18 protein-coding genes are annotated in these 17,780 nt (G+C 38.3%); 7 read left to right on the top strand and 11 right to left on the bottom strand.

Annotated features, from left to right (window positions below; translation table 11 throughout):
- The first annotated feature begins 6 nt into the window (after positions 1–6).
- From blaOXA to ABIB30_RS11700, 6 genes are all read left to right on the top strand, one after another.
- Complete coding sequence (gene blaOXA, locus ABIB30_RS11725) at positions 7–840, top strand: class D beta-lactamase (RefSeq protein WP_354302212.1); 834 nt, start codon at positions 7–9, stop codon at positions 838–840.
- 102 nt (positions 841–942) lie between these two features.
- Complete coding sequence (locus ABIB30_RS11720; RefSeq protein WP_354302210.1) at positions 943–1,797, top strand: SPFH domain-containing protein; 855 nt, start codon at positions 943–945, stop codon at positions 1,795–1,797.
- A gap of 2 nt (positions 1,798–1,799) precedes the next feature.
- Positions 1,800–1,982 (top strand): type II toxin-antitoxin system antitoxin, encoded by a 183-nt coding sequence (locus tag ABIB30_RS11715; RefSeq protein WP_354302208.1) that lies wholly within the window; start codon positions 1,800–1,802, stop codon positions 1,980–1,982.
- Positions 1,983–2,016: 34 nt separating this feature from the next.
- Positions 2,017–2,460 carry a DinB family protein gene (locus ABIB30_RS11710; protein WP_354302206.1) on the top strand — a complete coding sequence of 148 codons (444 nt, stop codon included), beginning with the start codon at positions 2,017–2,019 and terminating at the stop codon, positions 2,458–2,460.
- Positions 2,461–2,964: 504 nt separating this feature from the next.
- Positions 2,965–3,318: a hypothetical protein gene (locus ABIB30_RS11705; protein WP_354302204.1), complete on the top strand. Its 354-nt coding sequence runs from the start codon at positions 2,965–2,967 to the stop codon at positions 3,316–3,318.
- A 165-nt stretch (positions 3,319–3,483) separates the two neighbouring features.
- The gene (locus tag ABIB30_RS11700; protein WP_354302201.1) at positions 3,484–4,080 is read left to right on the top strand and encodes a hypothetical protein; all 597 of its coding nucleotides are present in this window, start codon (positions 3,484–3,486) and stop codon (positions 4,078–4,080) included.
- A 197-nt stretch (positions 4,081–4,277) separates the two neighbouring features.
- Here the strand turns inward: ABIB30_RS11700 and ABIB30_RS11695 are convergent, their stop codons facing one another.
- The 6 genes from ABIB30_RS11695 to ABIB30_RS11670 all read right to left on the bottom strand — a co-directional run bounded on the left by ABIB30_RS11695 (position 4,278) and on the right by ABIB30_RS11670 (position 9,365).
- Positions 4,278–4,640, bottom strand: a complete 363-nt coding sequence (locus ABIB30_RS11695; RefSeq protein WP_354302199.1) for a hypothetical protein — start codon at positions 4,638–4,640, stop codon at positions 4,278–4,280.
- A 250-nt stretch (positions 4,641–4,890) separates the two neighbouring features.
- Positions 4,891–5,337, bottom strand: coding sequence for a hypothetical protein (locus ABIB30_RS11690; RefSeq protein ID WP_354302197.1), 447 nt, complete (start codon positions 5,335–5,337; stop codon positions 4,891–4,893).
- 191 nt (positions 5,338–5,528) lie between these two features.
- The gene (locus ABIB30_RS11685; protein ID WP_354302195.1) at positions 5,529–5,789 is read right to left on the bottom strand and encodes a hypothetical protein; all 261 of its coding nucleotides are present in this window, start codon (positions 5,787–5,789) and stop codon (positions 5,529–5,531) included.
- 1,037 nt (positions 5,790–6,826) lie between these two features.
- Complete coding sequence (locus tag ABIB30_RS11680; RefSeq protein WP_354302193.1) at positions 6,827–7,702, bottom strand: PfkB family carbohydrate kinase; 876 nt, start codon at positions 7,700–7,702, stop codon at positions 6,827–6,829.
- Between the two features lie 81 nt (positions 7,703–7,783).
- Positions 7,784–8,245, bottom strand: coding sequence for a DUF4268 domain-containing protein (locus tag ABIB30_RS11675; RefSeq protein WP_354302191.1), 462 nt, complete (start codon positions 8,243–8,245; stop codon positions 7,784–7,786).
- Between the two features lie 31 nt (positions 8,246–8,276).
- Positions 8,277–9,365 carry a fatty acid desaturase gene (locus tag ABIB30_RS11670; RefSeq protein WP_354302189.1) on the bottom strand — a complete coding sequence of 363 codons (1,089 nt, stop codon included), beginning with the start codon at positions 9,363–9,365 and terminating at the stop codon, positions 8,277–8,279.
- 213 nt (positions 9,366–9,578) lie between these two features.
- Between ABIB30_RS11670 and ABIB30_RS11665 the strand changes: the two genes are divergently transcribed.
- The gene (locus ABIB30_RS11665) at positions 9,579–11,840 is read left to right on the top strand and encodes an NADP-dependent malic enzyme (RefSeq protein WP_354302187.1); all 2,262 of its coding nucleotides are present in this window, start codon (positions 9,579–9,581) and stop codon (positions 11,838–11,840) included.
- 74 nt (positions 11,841–11,914) lie between these two features.
- On the opposite strand, the gene cysM is transcribed toward ABIB30_RS11665, so the two are convergent.
- The 5 genes from cysM to ABIB30_RS11640 form a co-directional block, all read right to left on the bottom strand.
- Positions 11,915–12,793 (bottom strand): cysteine synthase CysM, encoded by an 879-nt coding sequence (cysM, locus tag ABIB30_RS11660; RefSeq protein WP_354302185.1) that lies wholly within the window; start codon positions 12,791–12,793, stop codon positions 11,915–11,917.
- A 2-nt stretch (positions 12,794–12,795) separates the two neighbouring features.
- Positions 12,796–13,608: a serine O-acetyltransferase EpsC gene (gene epsC, locus ABIB30_RS11655; protein ID WP_354302183.1), complete on the bottom strand. Its 813-nt coding sequence runs from the start codon at positions 13,606–13,608 to the stop codon at positions 12,796–12,798.
- 20 nt (positions 13,609–13,628) lie between these two features.
- Positions 13,629–14,453: a mechanosensitive ion channel family protein gene (locus ABIB30_RS11650; protein WP_354302181.1), complete on the bottom strand. Its 825-nt coding sequence runs from the start codon at positions 14,451–14,453 to the stop codon at positions 13,629–13,631.
- A gap of 172 nt (positions 14,454–14,625) precedes the next feature.
- The gene (locus ABIB30_RS11645) at positions 14,626–15,336 is read right to left on the bottom strand and encodes a hypothetical protein (RefSeq protein ID WP_354302179.1); all 711 of its coding nucleotides are present in this window, start codon (positions 15,334–15,336) and stop codon (positions 14,626–14,628) included.
- 440 nt (positions 15,337–15,776) lie between these two features.
- Complete coding sequence (locus ABIB30_RS11640) at positions 15,777–17,687, bottom strand: AAA domain-containing protein (protein WP_354302177.1); 1,911 nt, start codon at positions 17,685–17,687, stop codon at positions 15,777–15,779.
- Positions 17,688–17,780: the final 93 nt, after the last annotated feature.

Here is a 17,780-nt window from a genome sequence, read left to right as displayed (position 1 = left end):
ATTTCTATGCAGTTATTTAAATACAAACCATTCCTGCTGGTCATCACATTTGGATTGGTTTTATTCCAATCTGAGTCTAAAGCTTCCCCTGAGGACGGACTTAAGAAATACTACGATGAGTGTCAGGTACAAGGTTCTTTCATCTTGTATGATCAGAAAAATGACAAATACATCTATTATAATCAGCAACAGAAAGATACTCCCTTTACCCCTGCCTCGACATTTAAGATCTGCAATTCGCTGATTGCATTGGAAACGGGCGCAGTTAAAGACGAGAATACTGTTTCAAAATGGGATAAGAAGGAACGGCCAGTACCCGCCTGGAATGCAGATACAGATATGCGGAATGCATTTAAGAATTCAACGGTTTGGTTTTATCAGGAACTAGCTAAACGCGTAGGAGAGGAGAAAATGAAGTTCTGGCTAAAGAAAGCAAACTATGGCAATGGTGATATTACCGGGGGAATAAATGGGTTTTGGTTATGGGGAGCTCTGCGCATTACTCCTGCTCAGCAGATAGATTTTCTTCAGAATTTGCAGCAGAATAAACTTCCGTTTTCTGCGCGCTCAATGGATATTGTGAAAGATATTATGATCATAAAATCCACAAAAGATTATGTGATCAGAGCTAAAACCGGAAATGGCAAACAGGGAAATCTTTATGTTTCCTGGTATGTGGGTTATATTACTAAAAATGATCATGTTTATTACTTTTCCAATTGCATACAGAGCGAAGATAAAAAAGCAGATTTCAAGAAGGCTGGAGTTGATATTGCAATCAATGTTCTGGATGATTTAAAAGTACTCAAAAAACAGGACTGGAATAATCAACTTCCTTAAAAAACTGATTTTGATATAAATACCAATCAATATATTTGGAATTATGCTTAATTAATACTTAAATTTATGATATCAATTTAATATCATTTAAATACTATATTTATGAAAGTAGAAAAGATCGTTACTCCCTTTAATGGTTATCTGGTTATCTTCCTTTTAATTGCGACTGCGGGTTTATTAGCTTATGCCATAAGTGAACAGCAAATCATCCTGATTATAGCCTGTATTCCTATATTTATTATTTTGGCTAAGGGCTTAATTATTGTCAGCCCAAATAGCTCAAAAGTACTGCTGCTATTTGGGAAGTATAAAGGGAGCATTAAACATAATGGGATGTTCTGGATCAATCCATTATATACCAGGTTTAGTTATTCCCTGCGTGCGAGAAACTTTGAAAGTGAAAAAATCAAGGTGAATGATAAAATGGGAAACCCGATTCTGATTAGTGTAATCCTGGTCTGGAGAGTGAAAGATACTTTTAAAGTAGCTTTTGAGGTAGACAATTATACTACATTTATCAAGATACAAACAGATTCAGCAGTAAGAAAACTGGCGGGTTCTTTTCCATATGATCATTTTGAAGACGAAACGGCTACGATTACTTTAAGTACAAATTTTGATGATGTAAATATTGCGCTGGAAAAAGAGTTGGCAGAAAGACTTGACATTGCCGGTATAGAGGTTATAGAGTCAAGAATCGGATATCTTGCTTATGCCCCTGAAATTGCACATTCTATGCTGAGAAGACAACAGGCCTCTGCTGTGGTTGCAGCGCGTCATAAAATTGTGGAAGGTGCTGTCGGGATGGTAGAAAGCGCGCTTAAATTGTTGGCTGACAAGAAAATCATTGAGTTTGATGATGACAGAAAAGCAACGATGGTCAGTAATTTAATGGTTGTCCTTTGTGGTGATAGCGAGACAAAACCCGTTATCAATACCGGGACATTAAATCAATAAGTATGTCGGAGAAAAAATCATTTGCGTTAAGGATAGATTCAGAAACGATGAAGGCTATAGAGAAATGGGCTGCTGATGAATTTCGTAGTGTTAATGGTCAGATTGAGTGGATGTTGAATAATAGCCTCAAAAGCGCAAAAAGAATAAAAGTAAAAGGAGCACAAAAAGATACTCCTGAAAAATAACGAAAACAAAAAAATAACGGGAACTGGAAAATATATGACCCTACAATCAATTCAAAGACTACAATACTTATGTGATACTATACCTCAGCTTTTGGATAAAATTGACGCTCCTGTATTTTCCTTAAAACCCGCTCCTGCCCAATGGAGTAAGAAAGAAATCATCGGTCATCTTATTGATAGCGCTGTGACTAATCATCAGCGTTTTGTAAGAGGGCAGTTTGAAGATATGCCAAGAATCACTTATGACCAGAATAATTGCAATACCTATAATTATTATCAGCAGATTGATGGTAAGCAAATCATTTCTTTCTGGATAGCTTATAACAAGCAAATCTTAGCATTGATTAAACTGATGCCCGAAGCCGCCTTAGAGCGGTTATGTTTTACAGGAGGTGAACAAACTGTAACCCTGGCCTTTGTATTCGATGATTATGTACAGCATTTAGAGCATCACTTGAGACAGGTGGTCGTTTATTGAGCTTTTGTAACCTCATAAATTTGCGTTAAAGCAACAAACACCCCCTTTTCCTCCGTTTAGATACCCTGATAAATCCGAATTCACATTGACAAAGTAGCTGTTCACGTAATAAAATAGCACACCTTATAATATATCCCTATTATTAAGAATAAACAAGGCTAATCATGGGAAATCTATCAAAAGCTATATTGGTAACCGCCACTTTAGAAGTCGCTCTACTTTTATTGGTATTCTTTATTAAGTTCACAGATGGAGCCTTCCCCTTTTATAATTTGGCACTCGTTACCGGAGAAACCATAATGGTTGTATTAATAAGTCTGATAGGCATATTAATAGTTAAATCAATGAAATCAGATTTTCGGATAGACAATTGAGTTTTCCATTATTAAATGATTTGAGCTAATGCGTAAGTAAACGACTATATTTGGCGCTCTATTCAATTTAATCATCACAATGGATCCACTGCCCGATACAATTATTAATTTGTTAAATTATAGCTACTCCATGGCGAAAGCCCTTCTGGAAGAACAAGGCGAATTCTATCCTATAGGTGTTTGCATCGATCAGGAAGGAAAAACTATGCAAAGATTAAGCAAAGACGATACTGAAGACCTCCCGCTTGCAAATGTATTAGTAGATCAGATACAAAGTGATTTCACCAACAGCTTATCGGCTGGAAAAATCACTGCTTATTCAATCGTTTATGAGGCTACCATTACTAATCAGCAATATCCGGAGCCAACAAATGTACTGATCGCCAAATTCAGTGGTACAGATACCAATTCTGCAGGGTCTTGCTTCCTGCCTTACAAGATCACCGATAAAGCAGTAGAGTTTTTAGAACCCTGGCTGGAATAAGCTTTATCCTTTCAGATTTTACCATACGGGGCTTTATAGATTTAGCGTATATTTAGCTACAACCCTTTTTATTATAGAATTGTCAAAGAATTACTGAGGAAAAAGTATCTCAAACATTAAGAATATTTTCTCCTTTAGTTATCTTTGCAAAAAACACACGAAACAATGAGCGAAATTAAACAGTACCCAGTTCTGAAACATATTGTAAATGTAATTAAGAATGCGATTGCAGATTCTAAAGTTGATGCGCAATCACAAAGCGTTTCAATTATAAAAGATGGGAATGATTCAATTCATATTAAACAATTATTTGATAGCACTGATGAAGATATCGCTACAATTTTCATTACTGATAAAAAAGAAATATTATTCAGTGAGGATCTATTAGAAACGCTGCAAGATATAGAAGATAGCGCTAAAGGTGATGCAGCTCTAAAAAAAGCATTACAAGCTACTACGATCATTGTGAATGACCTGACTATTGAAACAGATTTCATATTTCAAGCAGTTAAAGAATCATTCAATGAACTAAGTGATAGTTATGAATTTTTAAAGACAACAGAAAAAAACATAGAGGAGCTTGCTGCTCAGTTTAAATTTGGTGATAACAGATTTGATATTAAACTTAAAAACGAGTCGGATATAATTCGCATCGAAGCTCAGGTTAATGCTACTGTAACTCCAAAAGTTAAAGCGATTATTGAAGCAGACGTTGTAAAGATTGAACAAGGTTTGACTAAAATGTTCAAAGGAGAAAAATAATTTGAAGATGGGATCAGGTGGTTAATGTTCTGATCCTGATAAAATTTCAAAAAGGCACCAGCTGAAAAGCTGGTGCCTTTTTTATGCGGTAGGCTGGAGGGTGTACCACAAACTGTGTCACAGACCTTATTCTTCTTTTTCTGCCTTTACTTAGATGACTCCTATTGACCGACTAATCCTACTGTAATTATTTGTTGTTATTTTCTATTCCATCTGGGTTTATATTTATTGACAAGTCTTTCTTCAATTTCAGCTGGTGAATCATAAATATTTGAACGATGAGTAGCATACCAATCAATCTTTAACTGATCAAAGCCCTCTTTTGCCATTGTCTCTTTCCAAAAAATATATCTGGTAACTTTTTTACCTGTACTTGAATACCTGTGCTTTCCATTAATTAAACGATCTCTTAATCCGCCTAATCCAGACACTCTGTGTTGAATTACCCCATTAAACAAAAGCTTTCCTGATATACCAATGTATACTAATTCTTCAAATCCATTTTTAATGCCATAGATCAGATACACTCCACTGGCATCAGTAGGTGCATTGCAGTCCATAAAGCATTCGCTTAATTTATCTCTTAGGTGAAATCTGAAAGATCCATTCTGTGAATATTTTTTTAATGTTTCCATAACTGGTATTCCCGTGAGTGATTACACTTTTGATTTTAATATACTAACAACAAGGTAATTAACTACATAAATTAGAAAAAATTAGTATCAACAATACAAATCCGAAAAAAGATATATTAAAAAGCTCTTCAATAAGAAAGGCTTCTGTTTTAATATTATATATCCACTAAAGAACTTATTGTCTCTTGATATAGGTTTTATTACCATTGCTATTTATATAATATTGCCCCCCACGTGATCCTGTTGAAACAGGTGCTGAATAGGGTGACGGTGCTGAATTATAAGATGATGTTGTTGATTTATAAGATGACGTCTCTGAATTATAAGACGAAGTGGTTGACTTATACTCCTGTGAAGTATTTTGATAATCGTTATTTAAAGGTTTATTATCGGGTTGGATATAACCATTAGTTCCAGTATAAGGATTTGTATTAGGTTTGGTTGTGTAGTTATCCCTATTAGTATTGTTAGGAGTTGTTTTGTAATATCCATTTACATAGGTACCATCACTTCTGGTATAACCAGATACGTAAGTACTGGAAGGATTAACCTGTGACTTTGCATTTGTTGCAAATACGAATAAACATATCGCAATCAGGAATGAGAGTTTAATTAGTTTCATATCTTTTTATTTGCAATAAAAGTAAGTATAACTTTCACATAATCAGCTAATTTAAGACTTGCGCATATTAAGGATCAAGTCATAAACTTGTGGATCAGGGATTAAATTTCAAGTTTTGGTTTGATATTTTCTTAGTTCAAAGCAGCTGGTTACGATTCTTTACTAAGCTAATTACTTCCTGATTTTATAGTTCAATTTATCCTTATTAAACGCTCCTGATTACTTTGATCAGAGATCGGCCAACGCTTCAGCGGAATTCTCAGGGGGAGGAAAGATCCTGATTTTTCCAGGCTTGCTACTTTTACGAAAGGTCTCTGATGCCTTTCGGTTTCCATTGATTGTTTCATTGTGCCCAGTACAGAACTTTTGAAACAACCTGTACTCCAAACTACTGCTTTAAAAATGAAATCGCCCAGGATTCCCTTTAAAAATTTACCCGTTAAACTTCCCATAATAAATAAATGCCTTTCCACCAATGTAGGCTATTAGCGTTAAAGATTATCCTGATGCGTAAAAAATGTCCGTAATTGTCCGCAGCTGTCTGCAATTGTCCGCTTTGTCCGTGCGTTAGTCCAATGGAAAATTATAATTTCATTAATCTTCATCCGGTTATGATTGAGTTGTGCCTGAATAGAGATCGGGGTGACACCAGGTTGTAAACGGGCTGTAAGCATGGCAGGTCTAGGTCATTTCAACTAGTTGTTTTGACTTAGACTTGCCATGCTCTCGCGTTACTTTAGCACTGCTCTTACCCTAACGACTACTCAGGCAGTACTCAGGCAGTACCCGGCCGGTATAGATTTATTATTTAGCTATTTCGAATTTATTTACTAACAGCCCGGCCTTGTTTCCCCTGAGTCATTCCCATGCAAATTGAAAGCTTTCAGCGCAACTTCCAGAGGCATAAGCGCATCCGTGATCGCAAAGACTTTCTGTTTAGCGTGTCAAAATTTATGCTTAAAAAAGAGCCTGCTCCACAAGTTTATGACTTGATCCGTTTAATTAGTTTCGTATCTTTTTATTTGCAATAAAAATAAGCATAACTTTCATATAATCAACTAGTTTAAACTTTGGAGCATAGTAAAGAGATTGATTATGATTATCAATTACAACTTTAGTAAAATGAGATAAGATAAAAATGATAGAGGAGGAATGTTAAGTTTTAACCTTCGAAAAAGAGTTTATTAGTTCATTACAAAAGGTCTTAAAAAAAAGAAAGGGTTGTTCCATCCAGACACATCCCTATTCTAACCAAATATAAACCTGTATGAACGGGTTTTCTCTTTAAAATTCCGGCAGTGTTGCTGTCATTTATAATGACTCATCCTAGATCCGGAAAATATTTACTGCTTATTTTCTGATACAAATATATACAACTTTTATATAGTGTACAAATTACACTAACGATTATTTTAAATAAAACATTTCTATGACGAATTAAACCCAAATCATGCTCTGTAATCAGGAAATAGACATTATTTTTTTGAACTTAGCCCCTGTCTGCGACTAACAGTTGAATTATATCTTCTTCGGTACCATCAAAAGGCCCATAAGATTCCATTTTTAAACTGGCCATAGCTGCACCAAACTCACCCGACTGCTGTATACCACCCCCTTTTACTCTTTGAGATAAATAACCTGCCATGTAGGTATCACCACATCCGGTTGCATCTACTTCAGCTACTGGTCTGAAAGCAGGGATATCATAAAACACACCGTCCCCATAAATTACAGAGCCCAAACTTGCACGGGTAATCACGATTTCCTGAACACCCCAGTCACTTAAAATCTTCACTCCCTCTTTAATCCCAACAACTCCCGTCAGCACCTCCAATTCGGCTTCATCAGCCTTTACTGTATGTACATATTGAAGCGCTTCTTTTTTATCCTTCCAGTCTATTGCACAAACACTTTGCCCCTTTACTTCACGCAAATATCCCTGGACATCTAAGGAAACCCTGCTCCTGCCCGCTAACGCTTTGATCAGCTCCACAGGAATATCATTTGATAATAACGGCCCCAAATGGAAAATCTTAGCGTCAACAGCCTTAAACTGCTCCACAGTAAACGGATCAGATTCCTGCAATACCCGCTGTGTACGGTGATCCAGATTTCCAGTGTATATATTCTCGAAATAAACGGTTTTTACACTCGGAAAAACAACAACTTCAGTACCCTTTGTACGTAAATCCAATACAAATGGCATCTCACTTTGAGCTATAGCTGTAACCAGGCTATAATTTATTCCCATCTTACGAATAGCATTCGAGAAATAAAATGATGTTCCTCCTGCCATATGCTTTTCAGTAGTTGGCGTAACCACTCTGTCCAGCGTAATATGACCTACACAACAAATATCGTACATATACATTTATAATAATCCTGATCAGTTAAAACACTGATAAGCCACAAATGTATCAAATGATTTAATTTGAAAGGGTAAATTTTATTTAAACAGCTCAAAGCTGTGGGACGCATCACACCAGAATTCATCCAGGGCAATGAGTCTTGGCTTGAGAAAAGAGATGATTTCCGGCCAGTCTTCCTCCTTAAAAATACTGACGTCAGGTAATGTTTTATAAATCCTGCTTACAGGCTTATAATTTTCATCCAGCAAATGCTGTTCCCACTCCCAATCCTCATTTAAATAGCCTTTTAGAATATTTTTGAATTCCATAAACTGTTCAAATAAGAGTTCCTGAACACCAGTATCAGGGTGAGAGAGCTCAATTGCAATAAAAGCAGACTTGTGATCTGCATGCAACTTAAAATTCAAGTGCTTAATCCCTGTCTTGTAATTTATCCAGTTAATCCTCATCCCCTCAGCAGATAGCTGGGGGGCAATATACTGGCCAAAGGCCGTCCAGAAAGCCTGTTTCAATTTGGAAACCTGATCCTTAGAATACATTAAAAAACTCTATAATCCTTTTAGCAGTAAATTATCCTTTATCTTTTTGCAAGATCAGCATCTTTTCTTCCTTTAAAAGCAATGCTTCTTCATCTTCCATCAGCGCTACTTTATTGTAATGCGTCTCCAAAAAGTCTGTTTTGGAATCTTTAAAAGATTTAACAGTTCCTATTGCATACATAAAACGGATATAATACCAGGCGATATCTACCTGGTGAGGTAAAAACCCTGTTCTTGCACTCTTTGGATATAAATGGTGATTGTTATGCCACTCTCCGGCAACTATACCCGGCCAAAGCTGGTTGATAGACATGTCCTCACGTGAGAAATCATAATTATCTCTGCGCATATCCTTTCCCTTGCCATGTCCTTCATAATTGAAAGTACGAACCCCTACTGCCCAGATACCTGCAGCACCGAAAACAGTACAAGCCAACCCAAAACCACCAATAAGGAAGAATATACCAAACCAGAAACCCCAGTTTAAAGCCCAGGCAAGAACTGTCCTTGCCGGATTAGCTATAGAACCCCATTTTAAATATTGAGTATATGTATTTGGCTGAACACCGGTATGCTTCATTAACCTGGCGGCACGGTGATAATTTCTTTCACTTAAATCTTTCGCTATCGGCTGATGATTCACATCTGCCAGAAAACAATATAAAAATCCTCCGGAAGCGTTGTAAGGATCACCGGGAGCATCAGACTTTGCATGGTGAACGTGGTGCGAAACCACATAGATTTCTTCCGGAATCATTGATATAGTGAGGTTCTGCGTAAAAAAGCGCCAGAATCTATTGCTAAAAGTATAAGCATTGTGCGTACAAAACCGGTGGTGCCATATCGTACCATGGGTACCCATGATAATCATACTATATAAGAAGGCAACAATCAATAAGCTCCAGCTAAAGTATTCAAAGATAAAAAAGTAAAGAAAAGGGATAGTAATGATAACTTTTAACCAGCTCATGAATGGCAGCCAGTTTTTCTTGCTTTTAAAAATGTTCAGACGTTTAAAGAATTCCTGCAACAGCTGACGAGTTGTCGGCTTCGATAAATTACCATTAGTATCAGTCCATCCATAAGTTGGTGGATCCAATACTATACTCAAAAATGCCATAGACTACAATTAGTTTTTCCTGTGAAAGTACGTCAGATTTTTCACAAATCAGCTACTATATAAAAATTTCTTACACCTAACGGTCACTTTCAGGTAATTTCACCATTATTTTCTAGTATTATTTTAAACATATACCTACTTTCGACCACTTATTAGCTTTCTGGAGTAATCTACTCCCCCGAGCACAACAAAGATCAAGGATACACACACAAGATGAACAAAGCAACAAACCGCAAACAGGACGCATTAGATTATCACGCTGATGGCCGGCCAGGTAAGATTGAAGTCGTACCTTCCAAGCCAACAAATTCACAACGAGATTTAGCACTTGCCTATTCACCTGGAGTAGCGGAACCCTGTATGGAAATATACAGAAACCCGGATGATGTTTATAAATATACAGCTAAGGGTAATTTAGTAGCAGTAATTAGCAATGGAACTGCGGTATTGGGCTTAGGAAATATTGGCCCTGCAGCGAGTAAACCAGTAATGGAAGGTAAAGGATTATTATTTAAGATCTTTGCCGATATCGATGTTTTCGATTTAGAGATCAATGCGACTACTGCTGATGAATTTGTAAATGTAGTTAAAGCCTTAGAACCAACTTTTGGAGGTGTAAACCTGGAAGATATTGCTGCGCCGATGTGTTTTGAAATCGAGCGGCGCTTAAAAGAAGAAATGAATATCCCGGTCATGCACGACGATCAGCATGGAACAGCAATTATTACCAGTGCAGCCTTATTGAATGCCTGTGAATTGCAGCATAAAAAAATAGAGAAAATAAAGCTGGTCGTAAGTGGAGCTGGTGCAGCGGCAGTATCGTGCATCAAACTATACCTTAAATTAGGTGTCAAAAAGGAAAATATGCTGGTATTCGATAAGGATGGCATCGTAAATATTGACCGTACCGATCTTGACCCAATGCGTATGGAATTCGCTACACCAAGAAAAGATATCAGCACTTTAGCTGAAGCCATGAAAGGTGCAGACGTATTTTTAGGACTTTCGGCAGCTAATGTAGTATCAGTAGAAATGGTACAGTCCATGGCTAAAAACCCTATCGTGTTTGCATTAGCGAATCCTGATCCTGAAATCGCTTATGATCTTGCAATTAACAGCCGTAAAGATATCATTATGGCAACCGGACGTTCTGATTTCCCTAACCAGGTAAATAACGTATTAGGATTTCCATATATCTTCCGCGGTGCACTTGATGTACGTGCTACATCGATTAATGAAGAAATGAAGCTTGCAGCAGTGAGAGCAATTGCTGAATTGACTAAACTTCCTGTACCAGAAATTGTACACCTTGCCTACAAAGCAAAAAACCTGAAATTTGGAAAAGATTATATCATTCCAAAACCTATTGATTCAAGACTAATCGGTATTGTTTCTACAGCTGTTGCCAAAGCGGCGATGGAATCTGGCGTTGCCCGCAAACAGATTACAGACTGGAATGCTTACCAGGAAGAATTACAAGTCAGATTAGGTGCTGACGATAAAATCCTGAGAAACCTTGCCAGCAAAGCAAAATCTGCCCCTAAACGTGTGGTATTTGCTGAAGCTGATAACTATAAAATATTAAAAGCTGCACAGATTGTTAAGGACGAAGGTATTGCAACTCCTATTTTATTAGGTAATGTAGCCAAAATCCAGAAAATCATGCTGGAACATGGAATTGAATTTGGCGAAATTGAAATCATTGATCCATGGCAGGGAACTGAGGAATCTGATAAATATGCAGATCACCTTTTCCAAAGACGTCAGAGACGTGGTATTACCCTATACGAAGCAAAAAAACTGGTACGTGACCGTAATTACTATGGTGCAAGTATGGTAGAATTCGGACAGGCTGATGCATTAATCTCAGGATTGACTAAAAACTACAAATCGACTTTAAAACCTGCGTTGCAGGTAATCGGTACTAAACCTGGCGTTAAAAAAATCGCTGGTATGTACATGATGCTGACAAAAAAAGGCCCTGTATTTTTAGGAGATACGACTGTAAACCCTGATCCTACAGCGCAAGATATGGTTGATATTACCGGAATGATCAATGAAACTATCAAAGAATTCAACATCACGCCGCGTATCGCTTTATTATCTTACTCAAACTTCGGTTCTAACACTGGCTCTGTTCCAGATAAGATGAGAATTGCGACTGCATTGCTAAAAGAAAAATATCCTGATATGATTGTTGACGGAGAAATGCAGGCTAATTTTGCGATGAATGCAGAATTGCTGCAAAGCAATTATCCATTCTCCAGCTTAAAAGGAAGTCCTGCAAACACTTTAATCTTTCCTAACCTGGAATCAGGAAACGTCGCCTATAAATTATTACAGGAACTTGGAAATGTAGAAGCAGTAGGCCCGATTCTTTTAGGTCTGAATAAACCAGTACACGTTTTACAAATGGACAGTTCTGTTAGAGAAATCGTGAATATGATTACAATTGCTGTAGTAGACGCACAATAAGCTACTATCCATTATATACGAAAAGCCTCAGCTGATTCAAATCGGCTGAGGCTTTTTCTTTTAATTATATGAGTTTATTTGCTTAAAAACAAGTCGCTGCTCAGGTACCGGTCTCCCCTGTCGCAGGCTATAAAAACGATTACTCCCGAAGTTAACTCCGAAGCCAGTCTAAGCGCACAAGCTAAAGCTCCACCGCTGCTCATCCCTGCAAAGATACCTTCTGCTTTTGCCATTTGCCTGGTATATTCCGAAGCCTCATCCTGCGAAACATCCATTATCCTGTCTACCCTTGACGCATCAAATATTTTAGGCAAATACTCCTTTGGCCATCTTCTGATACCAGGGATTGAGGATTCTTCTGTAGGCTGGCAACCGACAATTTGAATTGCCGGATTTTTCTCCTTTAAATACATAGAGTTCCCCATTATACTTCCCGTAGTCCCCATCGAACTCACAAAATGTGTAATCTTGTGTTCAGTATCTTCCCATATTTCAGGCCCGGTTGACTTATAATGTGCCAGGTAATTATCAGGGTTTGCAAATTGATTTAACAAAAAATACCCGGGAGTAACACCTTTTTCCTCTGCATAGTCCCTGCACTTCTCAATAGATTCCAGTAATGTCACTTTCGCGCCGAAAGCCTCCATAGTCAGCGTACGTTCCCTGGTAGAGTTTGAAGGCATGACCAATTCAATATTTAGTCCATAAATAGAAGCAATCATTGCCAATGCAATACCAGTATTCCCACTGGTCGCTTCGACTAATTTTGTATCCTTTGTAACCTCACCGCGTTCCATCGCACTGCGGATCATATTTAAAGCAGCTCTGTCTTTCACACTTCCGCCAGGATTATTTCCTTCCAGTTTAGCAAAAATCCGAACCGCCGGATTAGGGTTTAGCTTTGTAATTTCCACTAAAGGCGTATTTCCTATGCAATCTATTAATGTTCCCATGCTTAAATTTTGCTTTTTGTTTCTATCACTTTCATTGCCGACTGATGATATACCGTTGAATTTGACGGAACACTTTTAGTCAGCCACACATTTCCCCCGATCACACTATTTTCTCCAATCACCGTATCACCACCTAAAATGGTTGCACCCGAATAAATGATCACGTGATCACCAATGGTGGGATGTCTTTTAGTATCCGCCATGAATTTCTCAACGCTGAGAGCCCCAAGGGTAACATTCTGATATAATTTCACATGGTTGCCAATTTTCGTTGTTTCCCCAATCACTAAACCAGTACCATGATCTATGAATAAATACTCCCCGATTTCTGCACCCGGATGGATATCAATACCCGTTGCCGAATGCGCATACTCAGTCAGTACCCTTGGAATTAATGGAATACCCATTTTTAATAACTTATGAGCTATTCTATAGATTGATATCGCCAGAAACCCAGGATAAGTCCGGATAATTTCAAATTCACTTCTTGCTGCCGGATCACCACTCAGCGTAGCGGTAACATCTGTATTCATTTGGCGGAATAACTCCGGAAGCTCATTGTAAAAAGTTTCCGCAATCACATGATGATTACAGGCCGTACAAGCCTTTGTCTTTTGTAGAATATGAAGTAATTCTTGTTCAGAATGGTTAAAATACTTTTTAATTTCCTCTAAAGTATGGCTCGGATTAGTTAAACGTTCGGGATAAACTAAATTTAACAGGCTCACAGCCCATTCCGCAATTTCAAGGTTAGAGGGCACGGCTTCAATCTGGCTTTGTTTTTTGTAGATATGAAGATAAAATTCTTCGTTCATTATAGGTGGATTTAAAATGTTTAAGATACGCGATTTGTCATCACATATACTTCAGCTTTTTTTGATAAAATAATTTGATTCTTTTCTAGCGCCTCTTTGATCTTTTGATAGTTATCATAATAAACAGCCCAGAAGTTCCCGTTTGGTGCCCATGCCCTGGCTAACAACACGACGGCACTATCTTCCAGTGAAGAAACCAGCACTACAGGCTTAGGGTCTTTAAGGATTAACGCATCGCTCTCCAGTACAGCCAGGATAACCTTACGCGCACTATCAATATTTGTATCAAAAGAAATACTGATCTTATACTCTGCCTGGCGGATTTCATTATCTGATGTATTATTAATTACAGCATTTGCCAGCGGGCCATTAGGTGCATAAATCGTTGTACCATTCCCAGCTTTCAAGGTGGTATATAAAATATCAATCTTTAATACCGTTCCGGAGACATTATTCGCAGCACTAATATTATGTCCAACCTTAAAAGGCTTAAACAGCAAGATCAGGACGCCGCCTGCAAAATTAGAAAGGCTGCCCTGTAAAGCCAGGCCAACGGCCAGACCGCCCGAAGCAAGTACAGCAACAAAAGAGCTCGTTTGTATCCCAATCATTGAAGCGCAGGAAATAACCAGTAAAATATAGAGGATAACCCTGATAATACTGACTAAAAACTCACTCAAAGAAATATCAACTGTATTGCGTTGAAAGTGCCGGTGGATAAAACCAAGAAACCATTTGATTAGCCAGATACCGGCTAAAAGGGTAACTACAGCAAGAATGAAGTTTGGCAGACCACTGATGATCTTTTCTGAAAAAACTTCTACATAATTTTCAATTCTATTCATTTGTCAATAAAAGCAATGTTGATTAGACGAGACTAAAAAAGAGCCTGTTTAAAATTTATCAGATAAACTTCAAACAGACTCTAAGATTTTTTAAAGATACGTATCTATTTTTTTGTTCAAAACCAAAAGGTATCATTACTGCGTCACATCAGTAATATAGCCTTCAGCTGCCCTAAGTAATAAATTCTACTTCGAAAGATGTCCCGGGATTAAGAACAAAAAAATGTGATTTTAAACTTCCGTCAATTGCTTCATCGATCTTTCGCCAGTCGAACTCAGCAACCGTCAAATCACTTGGTACTTCGGTCATCCCACTCTTGAATACCATTTCTTTGGTTGAAAACAGCGGAATAAACTCCTTTCCTTCCCTCACAAAAGTCTGAAAATCGATCCCATTACTTAGCGGGTCAAAATCCTTAAAAAGAGAAGTGACCTTTGAAAGCTTGATCCTCTCTACAAAACTCTTCTTATAAGAAGGATCGAACCACTGTTTCATCACCAATACACTCAGCGGCTGAGGCTTGTCCTTTACATAAAACGGGAAGTTACTTCCCTCAATAAAATCCAGTAATTCCGGTTGATCAACCGTAGAGGTATAAAAGATAGAAACATCTGGCATAAATGTCTTTTTGATATGATGCGTCATCTTCTTCAACCCTTCCCCATCCCCCAGATGCGCTATCGCCAAAAACAAATCATTGTCATCCTTTTCCTCATCATACAATAAACCAAAATAAGCCCTTAGTACAGTCGGTTTACTTGCAAATAAGCTAACCAGATTCTCTACAAAACCCATATCAGTACCCCTGAAATAAGAAGGATGATCGTCTCCGCGCTCATTAGCATCATTCTCATTGGTATCTAAAAAATCAAATAATCCCATATATGTATATTTTCAGGGCTTTGGTTTATCTTCTCAAACAAGACATTGATTACCAAACCATAACATCTAATATATGGAATTATAAAAGGCAATAAAAAGAAATATCTTAAAAAAAATTATCCTTTCCTGACAATAAAATAAGAATAATCCACTTAAAACGAGCCCCTGACACTCTATTCCTGACTTCTGTTCTTTCTCTGTTCATTCCATTAATTTTCCCACACCGCAATTTCAGAATTGACTTTAAGAAGTTTATCAGTACTAAAAAGCTTTTTCTTTCACCTCCAAACAAGTAACAATCCTCTTTAATCCTCCAACCCACCACACCAACCAACCGGATAATCAATTAAAAAAATATAAGCTAATGTGAGGACATTCGTTCCGAGCCTCTTCGGCGAAGGCAATGTCGGCCTCACATAGCTTGTATTTTTTTAATTTGATTACCCCTCCACAAACTCCCACGCACTCTTCCACCCCCCAAACCCTTCCACATACCCAATAAACCCATTATAAAACTCCGACCTGGAAAGCGTCGCACTATCCCCAATCACCACAAGCTTCTTCTTTGCCCTGGTAATCGCAACATTCATCCTTTTCACATCAGCTAAAAACCCGATTACTCCTTCACTATTACTCCTTGTCAAACCTATATATACTATGTCCCTTTCTTGTCCCTGAAAACTATCAATAGTATTCACAGCAATCTTATCAGCATAAGCCATTAACTCCGGCGCATTCAATAAAAGCTCTTTTAACAAATACACCTGCTGCTTATAAGGTGAAATCACAGCAATAGTAGGAAAATCGGCCAAAGCCACTCCACTATCCTTCACCCTATTCACCAACTGCGTCAGATGCTTCATCAAAAACACGCCTTCCTCTGGATTTGTCGTACTTGTTCCCGCTAATTTCTCCTCAAAACCACAACCCGCCGTATCCACAAATTCAACAGGCTCTTCCCCATCCAGCAATACCCGGGTAGCTACAGAAACATGAGCCTTCATCTTATCCTCATAGAAAATCTTTGAAGAATACCCCATAATCTGCTCATTCATCCTGTACTGCTCCTCTAAAAGAACTACTGCCTCTGGGTGCAAAGCCACACATTTCTCCAATAAAGTAGTACTCAGCCCGTTTCTCGCAGCCACATTAGATTTTACCGTAGGCGACAACTGGCAATGATCTCCCGCAAAAATCACCTTCCTGGCCTTTAAGACTGGTATCCAGCAAGCGGGCTCAAGCGCTTGCCCGGCTTCATCAATTACTACTGTATGAAAATGACGGTTTCTGACCGTATAATGATTAGACCCCACCAAAGTTGCCGTAATCACCTGAGCCTTTGTTACCAGATCATCAATAATATATTGCTCGGTATTGCCTACCTCTTTCATAATCTTATGCGCTTCACTAAACAACGCCTTACGTTGTTCCTGCTCTGCTTTACCAAAATTACGCTTATACTTATGTGCAAGGTTCTTATACTCATTTGCCTGCTTTTTCAAGTTTTTCATTTCCTTCATGCTGCTATGCTCAGACATTTTACTATCCAGCGTTAAGGCTGTTAACCGCTCAGAAACCCTTGCCGGATTACCCACACGTAACACGTTTAATCCCTCATCAGCCAACTTTTCACTTAGTAAATCGACTGCCGTGTTACTCGGAGCAACCACTAAAATCTGCTGATGATCCTGTTTAATCAAAGCCTTGATCGCCTGAACGAGTGTAGTGGTTTTACCCGTCCCCGGAGGCCCGTGAACAATGGCAAGATCAGTTGCACACAAAATCTGATCCACCGCAGTCTGCTGAACCTCGTTTAAAGAAGGAATACGATACAAAGGAATCTGACTATTGAACGACGGAGACAACTCACCCGTCAAAATCCTGACAAGCCTTCCGTCCTCCTCCTTTTCAAAAGGAGAAGCTGCCATCTTAAGCGCATTTTGCATCTCATCATAACTATTGTTATCAAAAAGCACATCCAACCCTAACTTCCCATCGCGCGACCAATCAGGCAATTCATCCGTGCGTAAAGTAACCTTGATTTTATTACCAGACTGGTGAGAAACTACTCCCTCAACCCGGTCAACCTTTGGATCATGGTTAGAAAACAGGACTACTGATGCCCCAAACCGAAGCTGATGACTAATATCCTGATGAGAAGTACGCTCCATTTCCACCGTCAGATAATCACCCCGGCTCATCTCAGATCCTCTGATTGCAATCGGGTACCACGTTAAACCATTCGCCCGGCGATCTGCTACTGAAGAAGACTCCGTTAATTTTAAGTAGGCATTTTGATCTTCTTCACGTTCAGTTTTGAGTAAATCAAGCAGTTTTTTGAAATATTCCATTGCTGCAAAGGTAGCAGTTTAGCTCAATTTTGACATTCAGTTGAAAAGCACTTCAAATAGAAGCCCTATATTGCCACCAACCCATGAAATTAC

It is taken from the genome of Pedobacter sp. UYP1, assembly GCF_040547305.1.
GTDB lineage: Bacteria > Bacteroidota > Bacteroidia > Sphingobacteriales > Sphingobacteriaceae > Pedobacter.
The sequence above is the reverse complement of the archived record's forward strand: the minus strand, read 5'-3'. Positions and strand labels throughout refer to the sequence as shown.